Source organism: Actinoplanes solisilvae (genome assembly GCF_003999975.1).
GTDB lineage: Bacteria > Actinomycetota > Actinomycetes > Mycobacteriales > Micromonosporaceae > Actinoplanes > Actinoplanes solisilvae.
In genome coordinates, this window is record NZ_RJAC01000018.1 from 123,614 (window position 1) to 139,863 (window position 16,250).

13 protein-coding genes and 1 pseudogene are annotated in these 16,250 nt (G+C 70.0%); 9 read left to right on the plus strand and 5 right to left on the minus strand.

The annotated features are described in order from the left end of the window. The first annotated feature begins 116 nt into the window (after positions 1 to 116). The 5 genes from EER30_RS33725 to EER30_RS33740 all read left to right on the plus strand — a co-directional run bounded on the left by EER30_RS33725 (position 117) and on the right by EER30_RS33740 (position 5,411). Complete coding sequence (locus EER30_RS33725; protein WP_127504723.1) at positions 117 to 1,436, plus strand: sensor histidine kinase; 1,320 nt, start codon at positions 117 to 119, stop codon at positions 1,434 to 1,436. Next, positions 1,400 to 2,113, plus strand: a complete 714-nt coding sequence (locus EER30_RS33730; protein WP_164842570.1) for a response regulator — start codon at positions 1,400 to 1,402, stop codon at positions 2,111 to 2,113. Before EER30_RS33725 ends, EER30_RS33730 begins: the two co-directional genes overlap by 37 nt. Before the next feature lie 1,029 nt (positions 2,114 to 3,142). After that, entirely contained in the window at positions 3,143 to 3,271 is a 129-nt protein-coding gene (locus EER30_RS49490; protein WP_255437029.1) for a hypothetical protein, read from the plus strand. A 234-nt stretch (positions 3,272 to 3,505) separates the two neighbouring features. Further along, on the plus strand, positions 3,506 to 4,504 hold the full coding sequence (locus EER30_RS33735) for an Acg family FMN-binding oxidoreductase (RefSeq protein ID WP_127504724.1): 999 nt from the start codon (positions 3,506 to 3,508) through the stop codon (positions 4,502 to 4,504). Positions 4,505 to 4,784: 280 nt separating this feature from the next. Then, positions 4,785 to 5,411, plus strand: a complete 627-nt coding sequence (locus tag EER30_RS33740) for a DoxX family membrane protein (RefSeq protein ID WP_127504725.1) — start codon at positions 4,785 to 4,787, stop codon at positions 5,409 to 5,411. A 347-nt stretch (positions 5,412 to 5,758) separates the two neighbouring features. Here the strand turns inward: EER30_RS33740 and EER30_RS33745 are convergent, their stop codons facing one another. Then, complete coding sequence (locus EER30_RS33745) at positions 5,759 to 6,562, minus strand: RNA polymerase sigma factor SigF (RefSeq protein ID WP_127504726.1); 804 nt, start codon at positions 6,560 to 6,562, stop codon at positions 5,759 to 5,761. 184 nt (positions 6,563 to 6,746) lie between these two features. After that, entirely contained in the window at positions 6,747 to 8,039 is a 1,293-nt protein-coding gene (locus EER30_RS33750) for an alpha/beta hydrolase (protein WP_127504727.1), read from the minus strand. A gap of 288 nt (positions 8,040 to 8,327) precedes the next feature. Here EER30_RS33750 and EER30_RS33755 point away from each other — a divergent pair, with 288 nt between their 5' ends. Further along, positions 8,328 to 9,749 (plus strand): glycoside hydrolase family 76 protein, encoded by a 1,422-nt coding sequence (locus tag EER30_RS33755; protein ID WP_205650534.1) that lies wholly within the window; start codon positions 8,328 to 8,330, stop codon positions 9,747 to 9,749. A gap of 182 nt (positions 9,750 to 9,931) precedes the next feature. Here EER30_RS33755 and EER30_RS33760 read toward each other — a convergent pair whose 3' ends face one another. Beyond that, positions 9,932 to 10,285 carry a DUF1330 domain-containing protein gene (locus EER30_RS33760; protein WP_127504729.1) on the minus strand — a complete coding sequence of 118 codons (354 nt, stop codon included), beginning with the start codon at positions 10,283 to 10,285 and terminating at the stop codon, positions 9,932 to 9,934. Positions 10,286 to 10,305: 20 nt separating this feature from the next. After that, positions 10,306 to 10,977 (minus strand): SDR family oxidoreductase, encoded by a 672-nt coding sequence (locus tag EER30_RS33765; RefSeq protein ID WP_127504730.1) that lies wholly within the window; start codon positions 10,975 to 10,977, stop codon positions 10,306 to 10,308. 70 nt (positions 10,978 to 11,047) lie between these two features. On the opposite strand from EER30_RS33765, the gene EER30_RS33770 reads away from it, so the two are divergent. Next, on the plus strand, positions 11,048 to 11,614 hold the full coding sequence (locus EER30_RS33770; protein ID WP_127504731.1) for a TetR/AcrR family transcriptional regulator: 567 nt from the start codon (positions 11,048 to 11,050) through the stop codon (positions 11,612 to 11,614). Here EER30_RS33770 and EER30_RS33775 read toward each other — a convergent pair. Continuing rightward, positions 11,599 to 12,243 (minus strand): TetR/AcrR family transcriptional regulator, encoded by a 645-nt coding sequence (locus EER30_RS33775; protein WP_240670460.1) that lies wholly within the window; start codon positions 12,241 to 12,243, stop codon positions 11,599 to 11,601. The genes EER30_RS33770 and EER30_RS33775 overlap by 16 nt on opposite strands. 224 nt (positions 12,244 to 12,467) lie before the next feature. On the opposite strand from EER30_RS33775, the gene EER30_RS33780 reads away from it, so the two are divergent. After that, a complete protein-coding gene (locus tag EER30_RS33780) occupies positions 12,468 to 15,284 on the plus strand; it encodes an ATP-binding protein (protein WP_164842571.1) in 2,817 nt (938 codons plus the stop codon). A gap of 77 nt (positions 15,285 to 15,361) precedes the next feature. Further along, positions 15,362 to 16,108, plus strand: a pseudogene (locus EER30_RS48095) (alpha/beta hydrolase); the annotation flags it as partial. Positions 16,109 to 16,250 lie beyond the last annotated feature (142 nt).

A 16,250-nucleotide genomic window follows, 5' to 3' on the forward strand; every position in this document is an offset into this window, starting at 1 on the left:
GAAGTCGTCCTCCAGCGAGAGACAGTTCGCTACCACCTCCGCGGTACGCCGGGCCGCCGCCGGATACCACGTCGGGAGGACGCCACCGATGACAGCGCCGCGTAGCCTCGGCAGAGATGGAGACGACCGAGGGGCATCTGCTCGGGCGCTGGCGGGTCATCGCCGAGCGTCCGCTCCTGGTCGACTTCGTGCTGGCGTTCGTGCTGGCCGCCGCGGTGTTCAAGGCCGCGCTGCCCGAGTCGACGCACCGGCCGACGGGGTGGGACGTGCTGATCGCGGTGGTGGCGTTCGTGGCGGTGCTGGGCCGCCGCCGGCGACCGATGCTCGCGCTGGCCATCGCCACCACGGCCACAGCCGCCGCCGTCGTGCAAGAGGTCCGCAACCCGGGTCTGATCGTCGCGCTGGGTGTCATCACCTACTCGATCGCCGCCCACACCGACCGGCGCCGCGGCTGGACGTGCGCGGTGGCCGCGTCGTCGGTCGTCTACCTGACCGTGGTGCTGCTCAACCGCGACGTCTGGCTGCGTGCCGACGTACTCGGGCTGTTCGCCTGGGTCTTCCTGGCCGCCGCGGTGGGCGACGCCGCCCGCACACATCGGGCCTACGTACGCGAGGTGGAGGAGCGGGCCCGCCGGGCCGAACAGAGCCGCGAGGAGGAGGCCCGCCGCCGGGTCACCGAGGAACGGCTGCGCATCGCCCGCGAGCTGCACGACGTCGTGGCGCACCACATCGCGGTGATCAACGTGCAGGCCGGCGCGGCCACCCACATCCTCGAACGCCGGCCCGAGCAGGTGGCGCCCGCTCTGGCCCACATCCGTGAGGCGTCCAACAGCGTGCTCACCGAGATCCAGTCGGTCGTGGGCGTGCTGCGCGGCGCCGACGAGCCGGCCGACACCGAACCGGCGCCCGGGCTGGCCCGGCTGCCCGAGCTGCTGGCCGGGCTCGCCGCGGCCGGCTTCACGGTCGAGTTCCGCCGGCTCGGCGACCCGGCCGAGCTGCCGGTGGTGGCCGACCTCGCGGCATACCGGATCGTGCAGGAGGCGCTGACGAACGCGTACAAACACGGCGACGGCCCGGCCGAGCTCACCGTGCGGCACACCGCCGAGACGGTCGATGTCGAGGTGGTCAACGCCGTGCCCACGGGCACGCCCCCGCCCGGTTCGGGCTACGGACTGCTCGGAATGCGGGAGCGCGCCGCCTCCGCGGGCGGCACGCTCACCGCCGGGGTGGCCGGCGGCGATTTCCGTGTCCACGCGATCCTGCCGGCCGGCGCTCCGGCGCTGCCCGGGTTCGGCCCGGCCCGGTGCGAGCGGCTGCGGGCCGGCGTGCCGCACGACGTCGTGAACGGCCACGACGTGTCGATCAACGAGCCGGCCCGGCCGGTGGCGCCCTCGCCCGCATGCGTCGTGCCACGCGGCCGGGTGCGGCCGTCGTGACCATCCGGGTGCTGCTCGCCGACGACCAGGCGCTGATCCGGGCGGGCTTCCGCATGATCATCGACGCCGAGCCGGGGCTCGAGGTGGTCGCCGAGGCCGCCGACGGCCGCGAGGCGCTGGGCCTGGCCCGCACGACCCGGGCCGACGTGATCCTCATGGACATCCGGATGCCGCACATGGACGGCCTGGAGGCGACCCGGCGCATCGGCGCCGACGACGACCTGGCCGGCGTACGGGTGCTGGTTCTGACCACGTTCGAGAACGACGACAACGTGGTGCTGGCGTTGCAGGCCGGCGCGAGCGGGTTCCTCGGCAAGAGCGTGGAGCCGGAGGACCTGCTGCACGCCATCCGGGTGGTGGCCGCGGGCGAGGCGCTGCTGTCGCCGCGGGCAACTCGGGCGCTGGTCGGCCGGTTCCTCGACCACCTGCGGCCCGAGAGCCCACCGACGCCGGCGCTGGACGAGCTGACCGAGCGGGAACGTGGGGTCCTGATGCTCGTCGCGCATGGACTGTCCAACACCGACATCGCAGCGCGGCTGCACGTGTCGCCGCTGACCGTGAAGACCCACGTCAACCGGGCAATGACCAAGCTCGGCGTCCGCGACCGCGCCCAGCTCGTCGTCATCGCGTACCAGTGCGGTCTGGTCCGCCCGGGCGACACGGTGCCGGCGGACTGAGTACGACCCGGACGGCATAGTCACGAAGTCCTACCCCGACAGTTACGAGCCCAGCCAACTCGGGCCGCCCGCCGCCAGGCCCCACCGCGACCAGAAGTGCGTTCAGCGCGGCCGGGCGGTCAGCGATCGAGCGCCGACTGATATACCGTTTCACGTACGGGGACGAGACACCATCCCCGCCGGCTGCCCTGGCCCTCGGTAGCGCACCGCGTTCTGACAAGGTGCTGGGAGCAGCTGTGGTCGTTGGAATTTGTCATGCCCGCCTGACGGTGGTCCCCCGCTCGAGCCGGCCGGGCACCGGCGGCACACCCACAACAGGCCGGCCGTGACCGGCACGGACCGGCTTGCACCGGTCCCTCCGCTACAGCCTCCATACCTGCTCACAGCCGCGACCGACGGGCCGGGGGCCGGAGTTGCCATCACCGGCGACGCGAGCACCGCGGTGGTCGAGCTGACCGCACACGGCCCCTGGTCACAACACCTCGGCGAGCAGATAACCGCCCACCTGCACCTATGCCTCGCCGGACCATCGATTGCGATCATCATCGACCTGCGTCACATGGACGACCCGTACGCGATCAGCATGCCTTCCTGGCTGGCCGCCTGGCGCTGGGCCAGGCTCGAACCGTCCCCCGTGCACCTGACCTTCAGTCTGCCCACCACGACCGCGTTGAGCGGACGCCTGCGCAATCTCCGAGGACCTCAGCCACGCGTGTGCGCCACCGTGACCGAGGCACGGACAGCCATCGCCAAGCGGATCTCGCGCGCCGACCGGCTTCAGACCCGGCTGGCCCCGCTGCCCTCATCCGTACGGGCCGCCCGCAATCTGGTCACCCAGGCGTGCCAGGTCTGGCAGAGGACTACGACTCGTCCATACCGTGGCCACCGCATGGGGCGCCATGCCGGCCGACGGTGGCAAGGTCGTCTGGGCAACGGTGAATTCCTCTCCCCTCTGACCGGCGTTCAGCCGGGAGAACGAGGCGTACGGTGGACTTATCCGCTCTGGCGGTGCGTCACCAAGGAGTTCACATGGCCAACAAATCCGCGCACAAGGAAGACCGCAAGAAACAGGGCAGCAGCCTCAAGGAGAAGCGCGCCGCGAAAAAGGCCAAGATCCAAGAGAAGTCGACCTCGCACATTCCGCCCACCGGCCACTGACCGCGTCCCCGAGCTGCCCCAGCCCTCGGCAGCCCGGTTGATGCGGCCGTTGCAGGTCCGTCCGGCGTTCCGGAAGCGTACCCTTGAAGAGTCGCTCGAGACCCCGGTGGCTGATGCCTCGCCATCACTCTCGAGCGTTCGGAAAGGCGGCGGTTGTGCAAACCGCATCCCTCTCCCTCTCGGCCGCCTCGCCGCTATCCGCGAGAACATCCGGCACCGGGAAGGAACCCGACCATGGACACCGACGCCCTCACCCACCCCACCGACCCCGAGGTCGCCACCCACGCATTGGCCGAGGCCGCGACCGCCGCCGGATACGCCCCGTCCATCCACAACACCCAGCCGTGGCGGTGGCGGCTCACCGCCGACACCCTTGAGCTGAGTCTCGTACGCGGGCGGGTTCTGACGATCACCGATCCCGAAGGCCGGCTGGCCACGCTGAGCTGCGGCGTCGCTCTGCACCATGCCCGCGTCGCGCTGGCCGCGCAGCGCTGGGATGCCACCGTGACCCGAATGCCGCCGGGCGACCCCGACCTGCTCGCTCGCCTGCACGTCGAGCAGCGATCGCCGGTCGATTCGGCATCGACGTTGCACCTACGGAGCATCCCGCTGCGGCACACCGATCGACGTCCCCTGGCCGGCGCACCGGTCGGCCCGGCCGACCTGGCCGCCATCACGACAGCCGTCCAGGCCGAGGGCACGAACCTGCACACGCTGAAGCCCGACCAGATCCTCGAACTGGCCGCCGCCGCCGACCACGCGCAACGCAGCGAAATCGGAGACCCGGCCTGGCAGGCCGAGCTCGCCTACTGGACCGGCGACACCGCGCCACCCGGGACCAGTGTGCCGGACACGGCGATCCCCGACCGCGCCACGCAGACCACGGTGCCCGGCCGCGACTTCGGCCACCATGGTGACCTGCCGGTCAGCGCCGCACACGACAAGGCGGCCACGTTCGTGCTGCTCTACGGCGACACCGACGAACCGGCCAGCTGGCTACGCGCCGGCGAGGCCCTGTCGGCCGGCTGGCTCACCGCCACCGAACGCGGCGTCTCCGTCCTGCCACACAGCGCCCCGATCGAGGTCATCGCCGCCCGGCAGGCGCTGCGAGCGATGATCGCCAGCGTCGGCCACCCCTTCCTCGTGCTGCACCTCGGCACCACGGATCCGGCTGACACGGCAGCGTCGCACACGTCCCGGCTGCCGGCTGAGCAGCTGATCGACCGGGCCTGAGTACGGCACCCCGCGAGGCGCCCTTCAGCGGGCCCGGCGAAATGCGCGTACGGTCGAAGTGTCGCCCGGGACCCGGTGGCCGTTGAGCCCTCCGTCGCCGCCGACATCTCCCGCCGATCGTGGATCGTGCTGCGTTCGACACGCCTCGACCGGTCTTGGAGTCCGCACAGGAGCACGGATGCCGCCCTGAGTCGGCGGCGCCGCTCTCCGATCGATCCGTGCACGCGCTGGACGCGTCGCGGAACATGCGTCATGAACCACTTGAAGGAATGTGAGTGCGATGGTCAACATCGCCAACGGTCACGAAACGTCCACGTCCGCCACTTCCCCGGGTACGGCCGCACCGCCGAGACGAGACGGCAGGCATCATTCCGGCGCCGCCGTCGCCCCGGACGCCACGTTCACGATCACCGGTAGAACCGCGGTCGCCGCGCGGTACCTGCTGGCCGGCATCCGGCTCGCGCTGGGCTGGGTGTTCCTGTGGGCGTTCCTCGACAAACTGTTCGGCCTCGGCCGCGGCACTCCCGCCGCGAACGCGTGGCTGGACGGCGGCAGCCCCACCGCCGGGTTCCTCGGCAAGGCCGCCACCGGCCCGTTCACCGGTCTCTACAACGCGATCGCCGGGAACGTCGTCGTCGACGTGCTGTTCATGACGGCTCTGCTCGGCATCGGCGTGGCGCTGATCCTGGGCATCGGCATGCGGATCGCCGCAGCGGCCGGAGCCTTGCTGACGATTCTGATGTGGACCGCCGTCCTGCCGCCGGAAACCAACCCGTTCATGGACGACCACCTCATCTACGCCGCCGTGCTGATCCTGCTGGCCCTGCTCGGCGCCGGAACCACCTGGGGCCTCGGCCGCCGGTGGGCAGCCACCCCGCTCGTGCGGCGCAACACCTGGCTCATATAGAACCACGCGACGGTTCCGACCCCGGTGGCCCGCGGGCCATCGGCGTCCTCGAAGGACCGCCAGCACGGGTCCTTCGAGGATGGCCGGGGTACGCACAGACAGGAGAACCTGCGATGGCGATCCGCGATCAGTTCGCCCGAAGTCCTAACCGGCATCGCCGGACGGCGCTGCTGGGCGCGGTGACCTGCTATCTGTTCCGGCGCCGCCCGACTGGCCCGGACACGCGCGCTGCCGACACCGCCGGCGAGCGTGGTTGACTTCGGCTCTGGGGAACATCGGCCCACCCGCCCACGGCCGTGCTCCCGGATGGCACGCCGGACTGTCCGTGGCCACCCGGGCCCGCGCGGTCAGGCGTCGAGCTGTTGACGGAGCTTGACCAACGCGCGACTGAGCAGCCGGGAAACGTGCATCTGGGAGACGCCGACCTGCTCGGCGATCTCGGTCTGGGTGAGGTTGCCATAGAACCGCAGGGTGACGATGCGCTGCTCGCGGGCATCGAGGCACTTCATCGCGGGACCGAGCGCGATTCGGGCTTCCGCGAGCTCGTACTCGTGGTCGTCCTCGCCCAGGGTCTCCCCCAGCTCCAGTTTGCCGTCGGCGCCGGTGGGCGCGGACAGGGAGGTGGCGGAGTAGGCCCGGCCGCCCTCGAGTCCTTCGAGAACGTCTTCCTCCGTGACGTTCAGGTGGGCGGCGATGTCCGCGACGGTCGGGGAGCGGCCCAGGCTGTGGGTCAGCGTGCTGCTCACGGCGGTGATGGCCATCCGCATCTCCTGCAGCCGGCGGGGCACCCGGATCGACCAGGTGCGGTCGCGGAAGTGCCGCTTGATCTCGCCGACGATGGTCGGGATGGCGTAGCCCGCGAAGTCGACGCCGAAGCTCGGGTCGAACCGGTCGATCGCCTTCAGCAGACCCACCGTCGCAGTCTGGAACAGGTCGTCGACGGGCTCACCGCGGTTGGCGTACCGCTGGGCGAGGTGACGAGCCAGTGGCAGCCAGGCCTCGATCGCCCGATCTCGCACCGCCGGCCGGGACGGATGTCCCATGGGCAGCGCCGCCAGGTCGGCGACAAGGTCGGTGGCATCGTCGGTGGTGGTATTCGTTCTCGGTGAACGGCAGCGATCAGCCCTCACCTGTCCGGTCGTCCTGGTCATGGAACACCCCTTCTACGTACATCAGCAGAGGCTTCCAGACGTTCCCCACAGCCAGACGCGAGAGATCCGGAGAACCGGAACCGCGCCACACGTCGCTCAGCGCCCATGACACTAACCCATTCGGCCGACTATTGCCTAACCGAAAGTATGAGTTCCGTCACGGGCAGCACCCCGTCCGCTACCCTCAGAAGTCGTTGATCTCCACGCTGATCCGATGCCTGCTGGACGGCCAGGCCGGTACCGGCACCACCGCGAGCGCGCCTCCGCGTTGCCGCGCGATGATCGAGACGATTCCGCGTCCCGCCGGGACATATACGTCCGCGCCGGTGATGAAGGTCTGCGCGAAGAACTCCGGCAGCGGCGCGGTCAGGTCCGTGACGCCGTCGCCGTGCCGGTCGAAAGCGAAGATGCCGATCACCCGCTTCGCCCGGGGCGCGGTCGCGGCGTTCAGGGTGTTCCGGCCGTTGATCCACAGCTGGTCACCCTCGCCGCCCCACCACTCCTTCTGACGCCCGAAGGTCAGCGCGACGTGCCGCTCGCCCGTCTCGACCAGGGCGCCCAGGCCCTCGCCGGGGCGACCGGCCAGCAGCCGCAGGAACGAGTCGGAGCGCAGGAACGGCTGGAAATAGAAGTGATGGGTGAAGACGCCAGGGCGGACGACCGCGAACTCGTAGCGAGTGTCGCCCCGCAACGGGAAGGGACCGAAAGCACCGTCCCCGGCGAGCGGCTGGGTGTACGCGGGCCGAGCGGACAGCCGGCGGCCGGTCAGCGGGCCCACCGGGTAGACCTCGAGCGTGGCACCCGTCAAACCGGCGTTGCTCGGGAAGATCACCGCGCGTCCGGAGACCCGCGCCGGGCCGCGCTCGGGGACGACGGCCCTGAAACGCGGCTCCCGGCCCCGCAGAAACCGGAAGATCTCCCGGAAGGACTCCACCGACGAGACGGTCTGGGTATGCGACTGGCCGGGGAAGGAGACGTTGGTGCCACCGGCCACGGCCCGGGCCGGATCACCCTCACCCCAGACGGCCAGAGTTGGCACGCCACCGGGCGGGGCGGCGGCCGGACGCCCGTCCAGGTTCACGTAGTGGGCCACCCGCGCCGCCCGCTCAGGCGCGCTGTTCAGATAACCCTGCACGACGAAGGTCCCCAAGGAGTGGGCGAGCAGATCCACCCGGTCGGCGCCGGTGGTCTCGAGCAGCCGGGCGATGCGGGCGTCCAGGCCGGCATAGACCTGCGGCAGGATCGTCGCGATGTTCGGCGAATCGTACTCATGAGCCTCGATGATCCGGGCCGGATAGCCGTTGCTCGCGAGGCGCTTGGCCTGGGTCCGGAACTGCAACGCGGACCCGGCGCTGCCGTGGACGAAGACGACCGGGCGGAAGGCGGCCTCCGCCGCACCGGCCGCCGCGGGCGTAGGAACGGAGAGCCCGGCGACGGCCAGGGCCGCACCGGCGACGAGGGAGAGCAACTTTCGCATCGCGACTCCATATCGACGAGATTAAATCTGCACTGTCAGTGTGATTATGCCCCGGACGCGGGGCGGCGCCCCTCCCCGCAGATCGGCGCGGGTCCGCCTGCGCCGGCAACGCCCGACGACCCGATCGCGCATCACATTGATTGACAACGATGTAACACGGTCCTAGTCTCCGGAATCGGAGAGCGCTCTCCTTTGATGTCGGTCGTCCCCCGCGATGCGGCATCAGTGCGTTCCTGTCCCCGGAAATGAGGAATGCTCCCGATGCCGGCCCTGTCGAGACTTCGTTCCATGTCGATCGGATCCGTGGTGGTGACCGTGTCACTCGGTCTGACCCCCGTGCCTTCGGCCGCGGCCGTACAGACGGTGTGCAATCGCTATTGCGACGGCCGCGACGCGGCATCGGCGACGGCTGACCGGGTCGCGGCGACCAGCACCCTCTACGGGCGCCGATTCACCCTGCACGTCAATGACACCGACGCGATGGCTTGGGCCGTGGTGGAGGGTGGCCGGCCGGCCGACGAGGTGTGGATCGACCGCTCGTTCGACGGCGGCCGCACGTGGACGGAGAACGGCAAGCTCGGCGATACCACCATTCCGGCCGGCTCCACCGCGTGGCGCACGGCCCAGTACAACGTCGACGACTGGAACAACAACGGCGTCGGAGCGCTACGCGCCTGCGGCAAGGCCGGAGACCGCCCCGAGATCAGTTGTACGTCCTGGGCCCGCAGCACGTGGAACGCGTGGGACCGGCGGACCGCTGCGGCGACCGGCCTGATGATGCGTTTCGACCGCGGCACCGGACTGTTCGACGGCAACGGCTGGTGGACCGGCGCGAACGCGCTCACCGCGGTGATCGGCAACCTTCAGCGCAGCGGCATGAGGAGCTACCAGTACGCGATCACGACCACCTACGACAAGAACATCAACGCTCGCCAGGGACAGTTCCGCAACGAGTTCCTGGACGACACCGGCTGGTGGGGCCTGGCCTGGGTGGCCGCCTACGACGTGACCGGCGACAGCCGCTACCTGAACACCGCTCGCGCCGACGCCGACTGGATGCACGCCTACTGGGACAGCGTCTGCGGTGGCGGCGTCTGGTGGAAGACCGACAAGAAGGCCAAGAACGCCATCGAGAACAGCCTGTACATCCAGCTCAACGCCATGCTCAGCCACCGCATCCCCGGGGACACCACCTATCGCAGCCGGGCCGCGGCGGGATGGGCCTGGTTCCAGAGCACCGGCATGATCAACGGGTCGAACCTGGTCAACGACGGCATCAACCTGAGCACCTGCCGGAACAACGGCGACGTCACTTGGACGTACAACCAGGGTGTGCTGATCAACGGCCTGGTCGAGCTCAACAAGCTGACCGGCGACGGGAACGCCCTGGCCACCGCCCGCCGGATCGGCGACGCGATGACCACCAGCGGCTACCTGTCACCCGGCGGCATCCTGCGCGAGCCGAACGAGCCGGACACGTGCGGCGGCGACGGCGCCTCGTTCAAGGGCGCGGCGATCCGCGGCCTGGGCGCACTGAACACGGCAACCGGCGGCGCCTACAACACCTACCTGACCCGCAACGCCGACAGCGCCTACACCCGCAACCGCAACACCATCGACATGTACGGCTCCCACTGGACCGGCCCGTTCGTCGAGACGAACCACAGTTGCCAGCACAGCGCCCTCGACCTGCTGAACGCCGCACCGTAACTGCCCTCCCGCGGGTGACCGGGTCGGCGCCACCGGCCTCAGCCGGCCGCGCGACCCTCCACGAGCTCATATCGGCCCGCGTCATGAAGACGGCGGCCTGGCGCAGCACCTCGTCGTGCCGCGCCCGCGACCCGCTCGGCTGAGCGCGCGGGACCGGTGATCGGCCCTCCACAAGGGAGGTTTCAGCTCGCCGCCGCGAGGGCGTTGCGCACCTGGGCCGCGAAACCCGCGACCGTGAAGCCGGACGGAGGGCTGTCGATCAGAACCAGGTCGGAGATCGCGCTGGTGAGCCGGAGCGGGAGGATCGCCTGGTACTCGGGTGAGTGGTACCAGGTGTCGGCGGCGGTGCGGTTCGGGAACTCCATCAGGACGGCCGTGCCCGGCCACGCGCCCTCGATCACGTCGACGTCGCCGATGGCCAGCCACTTCCCACCGTACGGCCTGGTGGTGCTCTCGACCTGGTCGAGGTAGGCCAGGCCCTGGCCGTTCGGCACGCCGCCGGGGATACGAAGGTGCGTGATCACATAGGTGCTCATGTCGTGCTCCCCTTCGATGCTTATGCGGACAGTGTCGACTTCAGGTGCTGGGCCGTGGCGTCGGCGAGCACCTCGGGTAGGCCCGCGGCCACTCCGTCGAGCGCGACGCGGGCCACGCCGGCCGGGTCGACCTTCTGGTCGTCGGGGATGAAGCCGGCAAGGTCGGTGGACATCCATCCCATGAGCAGCGAGGTCACCGCTACACCGCGAGGGGCGAGCTCGGAGCGCAGCGCGCCGGTGGCCGCCCAGCTCGCCGCCTTGGCCGCGTTGTGCGCGCCGAGGGCGTCCACGTGGTACCAGGCCAGCACGGAGAGCACGTTGAGGATCGCGCCACCGCCGTTGGCCTCGATCACCGGCGCGAAGGCCCGGATCACCGTGAGCGGGGCGAAGTAGTTCACCTCCATCTCGGTGCGGACGTCCTCCATCGAGCCGGTGAGGACGGAGCCCGGGTTGAGCGCGCCGGCGTTGTTGATCAGCAGGGTGACGTCGCCGGCGGCCTTCGCGGCCCGTTCGACGGCGGCCGGATCGGTGATGTCGATCTCGATCGGGATCACTCCGGGCAGATCCAGCGTGGCCGGGTTGCGCACGCCGGCGTAGACCTTCGCGCCGCGTTCCAGCAGTTGAGAGGCGAAATGGCGGCCGAGACCGCGGTTCGCGCCGGTGACCAGAGCTACGGAGTTCGTGATGTCCATGCGGTTAGATTATGGGCGTCATGTATTCGCGTCAACGCGATAGATGACACATATCATCTACACTTGCGGCATGGGACGCGTGTCGCAGGCGCAAGCACAGGAGAACCGCAAACGCATCGTCGAGACGGCGGCGCGACTGTTCCGCGCGCGCAGCGTCCCGGCGGTGAGCGTGGCCGACGTGATGGCCGAGGTGGGGTTGACCCACGGCGGGTTCTACAAGCACTTCGCGTCGAAGGACGCCCTGGTCGCCGAGGCGGTCGGGCAGGCGTACGCGGAACAGACCGCCGCCCTGGCCGGGTTCGGACCGCCCGGGGCTCCGGCGACCCTGCAGGCGGCGCTGGACAACTACCTGTCCATCGACCACCGGGACGACCCTGGCTCGGGTTGCCCGTCCGCGGCGTTCGGCCCGGACGTCGCGCGCTCCCCGATGGAGGCGGCGTCCCGGGAGGCGTTCGCGAAGGGCGTGGAGACGTACGCCGGCCGGTTGGGCAACGACGGCCAGGACGGTCTGGTCGAGCTCAGCCTGATGGTCGGCGCGATGATCCTGGCTCGCGGGACGGCGGGTTCGGAGCTCTCCGAGCGCATTCTGGCCGAGGCGAAGGCCGCGCTTCTGGAGCGCGGTCAGTCAGGAGCCTGAGAGTACTCGATCACGGCTCGCCCCGCGTTGACCAGCGAACGCGCGACGACCTGCGGGTCGCCGCGATGGCCGAGGTGGCCACCGACCATGGCGCCGTCGCGCAGAATCACCAGCTGATCAGCGACGCCGGAGACGTCGGCCACGCCGATCTCGTGGAGGATCTGCTCGATCGTGGCCTTGAACCACCGCCGATGCGAGGCCACGACCTCGCGGACCGGATGGCCGGCGTCGGCGTACTCGGCGGCGGCGTTGATGAAGGGACATCCGCGGAAGCCGGGCGCGCAGCTCTCGACGCCGATACCCTCGGCGATCAGCCGCAGCGCCCCCGCCGGGTCACCAGGGGAAGACCGTCGGGCACCCTCGATGGCATCGCGTTCCGACTGGGCGCGCCGCTCGAGGTAGGCGACGACAAGGTCGTCCTTGCCCGGGAAGTGACGGTAGAAGGTCACCTTGGTGATGCCCACCTTGGTAATGATCTTGTCGGCACTGACGGCGCGGATGCCCTGCGCGTAGAACAGCACCGCGGCTGCTTGCAGGATGAGTTCCCTCATCGACGGCTTGGCGGCGCGCCCCGGCACGGGCGTCGGCAACCCGGCCGCGACCGGCGGCTCGAGATGCTGCTGTGTCATGCGTTCCACCTTCCCATGCTCGCCTTGTCGCTGCCCACACGCCTTGCTACGGTCGCCCCGTAGAGTTACTAGTTCGTCTACCTACAGATTTAGGTAAACGCACAGGTGTTCGCCGCTATTCCGGTTCGCCGTACACGCCCTGACTGGTCGCCGGCTCGGACTGCGGTCATCCCATGAGGAGGGGTCTTGGGAAGCACTCTGCGGTCAAGGTCCGGGGGCACGGCATGCCGGTGAACCAGACGCCCCTGCGCGGTAGAAGCCAGCAGGTGGAACTGATCAGGCAACGTCTGCTCGAGGCCGGCACCGGACACGGAAGCGTCCTGATTCTCGAGGGGCGGCCGGGCCTGGGCAAGACGGCGCTGCTGCACGCGGCAGCCGACGCCGCCGGGCGGATGGGCATCCGGGTCGGCTGGGGGGCGGTCACGGCCGGTGATCAGGTAGTGCCGATGGGACCGTTCGTCTCGGCCCTGTTCAACGGCGACGACCCGGTAGCCGATCCGGCGGAGCGCGGCCGGCTGCACTACGTGCTGGAGCAACGCCACCGGTTGCTGGACGAGCTCGAGGCCCTGCTGGAACAGGCCGCGCTGCGTTCGCCGATCCTGCTGTGCCTCGACGACATGCAGTGGGCCGATACCGGATCACTGGCCGCCCTGCAGACGCTGCCCTCCCGCCTGGCGAACCTGCCGATCGTGTGGCTGCCCGCATTCCGGGCCGGTCAGACCCCGCCCGGACCGCGCGCCACCGTGGAAGCCCTGCGCAGGTCGGGGGCCGGCTCCGTGCTTCTCGAACCGCTCGAGGCCGCGGCCACCGAAGAGATCGTCACCGACGTCGTACGGGCCAGGCCCGACCCGGCCCTGCTCGGCCTGGCGCAACGCGCCCACGGCAGCCCCTTCCTGCTGATGGAGATGCTCCACGGTCTCGAGGAGGAACGGCTGCTGCGGGTCGAATCCGGCTGGGCGTCGCTGATCGAGGCGAAGCTGCCCCGGCGGGTGCGCGACAGCATGCGCGACCGGCTCTCCCGCATGTCGGCGACGGCCGGACACCTGGCCAGCATCGCGGCCGTGCTGGGACGAACGTTCTCCTTCGAGCAGCTCGCGGCGATCCTGGACGTGTCGCCGGTCGCGCTGCTGGCTCCGGTCGGGGAACTGTTGCGGGCCGAGCTGTTCTACGAGGTCGACGGCGCCCTGGGCTTCCGGCACGACCTCCTGCGCGAGGCGGTGCAGGCAACCCTGCCGGCCTCCGCGTACCGGGCCCTGCAACGGCAGGCGGTCGACGCGCTGATCGCGACGGGGGTTCCCCCGGTGGAGGTCGCGGCGTCCCTCGCGGCCAGCGCGGTGAAGGGCGACATCGCCGCCGCGCGCACCCTGCAGGCCGCGTCGGCCGCGCTGTCCACATCAGACCCGAGCACCGCGGCCGATCTCTGCAACCGCGCCCTCGAGCTGCTGCCCGACGATGACGCGCTGCGGGGTTCGCTGGCCGCGCAGACAGCGTTGCTGTTGCACACCGCCGGGCGTACGGCCGAGGGCAAGGATTTCGCCGACGCGGTGCTGCGCCAGTTCATGCCCGTCGAGCAGGAGGCCGAGGTTCGGCTGACCATCGCCGGCATGATCGCACTGGCACCGGGCGTCCGGGCCGCCGCCGGTCGTCGCGCGCTCGAGCTGCCGTCGCTGTCCCCCACCCTGCGCGCCCGCCACCTCGCCGTCCTTACGCACAACCTGCTGGTGGCCGGAGAAGTCGCTCAGGCCGAAGCGCTGATGCCCCACGCCCGCGAGATGGTGGCGGCCAGCGCGGACCCGACCGCCGCGTTCGCTCTCGAACTCGCCGAAGGCGGGCTGGCCTGGATCCTCGGCGACTTCCGGCGCTCTCTCGAACTGATCCACAGCGCCGCACGCAAGGGAAGCTCGGTGGCCGACCCGACCCGGGCGATGCTGGCCCGCGAATGGCACAGCGAGCAGCTCGCACTGCTCGACCAGTACGACGAGTCGATGCAGATCACCCGTGACCGCCTCAAGGCCGCGCAAGCGGGTCGTCAAGGTTGGGGCGCACGCCTCTGGGAAGGCTGGTACGGCCGGCAACTGCTGCAGGTAGGCCGCCTCGCCGACGCATCCGCCACGTTGGAGACCACCGTCGAGGCGCTGGACGGTCACGCCGTGGCCGGTGTGCTCGAAGCGGCGACGGTCGTCGCCCTCGGCCGGGTCGCGATCCACACCGGCGACGCTCTGCAGCTCAAGCGATGCACCGCGATCATGCGAGAGGTCCGCGACACCGAAGCGATCGCCGTACGCCGCCAGGCGGCCTGGCTGCTGGCCCATCAGGCGTCGGCCGCGAACGATCAGGCCGAGTTGCGCCGCCAGTTGCTCGTCCTGGGCGAGCCGGAACGACTCACCCTCTTGCCACTGTGCCCTCAGGACGTGACCGATCCGGTTCACCTCGTACGGATGGCCCTGTCGATCGGGGACGGCGAACTGGTCGAGGCGATGGTGGCCCTGGCCGCCGAACGGTTGCGCCAGAACCCCGGAGTGCTCTCGCTGGAGGGTGCCGCCGCGCATGCTCGCGGCCTCGCCACCGGATCGTTCGACGACCTGGTCGAGGCGGCCCGGTGGTTCAAACGTGGTCCCCGGCCGCTGGCCACCGCGTCGGCGCTGGAGGACGCCGGTGTCGCGGCGACGATGCGCGGCCGCCCGGACGAGGCCGTCCCCATGTTCGGGTGTGCTCTCGTGACCTACACCCGGGCCGGGGCGACCTGGGACGCGGGCCGGGTCCGCGGCCGCCTGCGGGAGCTGGGCGTGCGACGCCGGCTCTCGACCGTGGTGCGACCGCAGCTGGGCTGGGCCGCCCTGACACAGTCCGAGCTCGACGTCGTGCGGCTCGTCGCCCAGGGCATGACCAACCGCATGGTCGCCGAGAAGCTCTTCCTGTCGGCGCACACCGTCAACACGCACCTGCGGCACGCCTTCAGCAAGCTCGAAATCAAATCACGGGTGGAGCTGACGTTCCTCGTCGCCCGGCACGACCACAACGTCTCACACACTGCGGGATAAGACCTCACGCGACCATGCGATGTGGCCGGTCCCCGCCGCTGCGATCTTTGTTTCAGACAAGCGGCAAGGAGCGGGTCATGGAGGCAGAACAGTCGAATCAGGCCGACACCATTGTCCTGGTACACGGACTGTGGGTCACATCGCTGAGCTGGGAAAACTGGATCGAGCATTACCGTAATGCCGGATACGACGTCGTCGCGCCGGCGTACCCCGGCCTCGACCTCGCAGTAGAGGACCTGCGGCGGGATCCGGAACCGATCGCGAACCTCACGATCGAGGGTGTCGCGGCGCACTACGAGAAAATCGTCCGCGAAATGGCGAACCCGCCGATTCTGATGGGTCATTCGTTCGGCGGCACGATCGTCCAGATGCTGCTCGACCGGGGGCTGGGCGCCGCGGGCGTCGTCATCGACTCGGTGCCGGTCAAGGGCGTGCGCACCGTGCCATTGAGCCAGGCCAGAGCGGCGTTCCCGGTGCTCGGGCACCTCTCGAACCGGCACAAGGCGGTGCCGCTGACCCTGGCCCAGTTCCAGTACGCCATCAGCAGCACCGGAACGGACGAGGAAACCCTGGCGGCCTACGACCGGTATTACATTCCGGGCCCGGGACGCATCGTCTGGGACGGTGTACTGGCGAACTTCAACTCCCATGCGGCCACCCAGGTGAATTTCGCCAAGACCGACAGGGCGCCGCTGCTGTTCATCTCCGGCGGAGCCGATCACCTCATGCCGCCGTCGGTCAATCGCTCCAACTACCGGCACTACGCCGACCACCCCGGCGCGACGGTCGCCTACGTGGAATTCCCCGGACGTTCACATTTCACCATCGGCGAACCGGGCTGGCAGGACGTGGCCGATTACGCGCTGAGCTGGGCCCGGAAACCGCGGGCGATCGACGAGCCGCAGGCAATTCACGAAATGTTTCCCGAAGCCGGTGAACGCCGGCTCGACAAGAATGGAGCAGAAC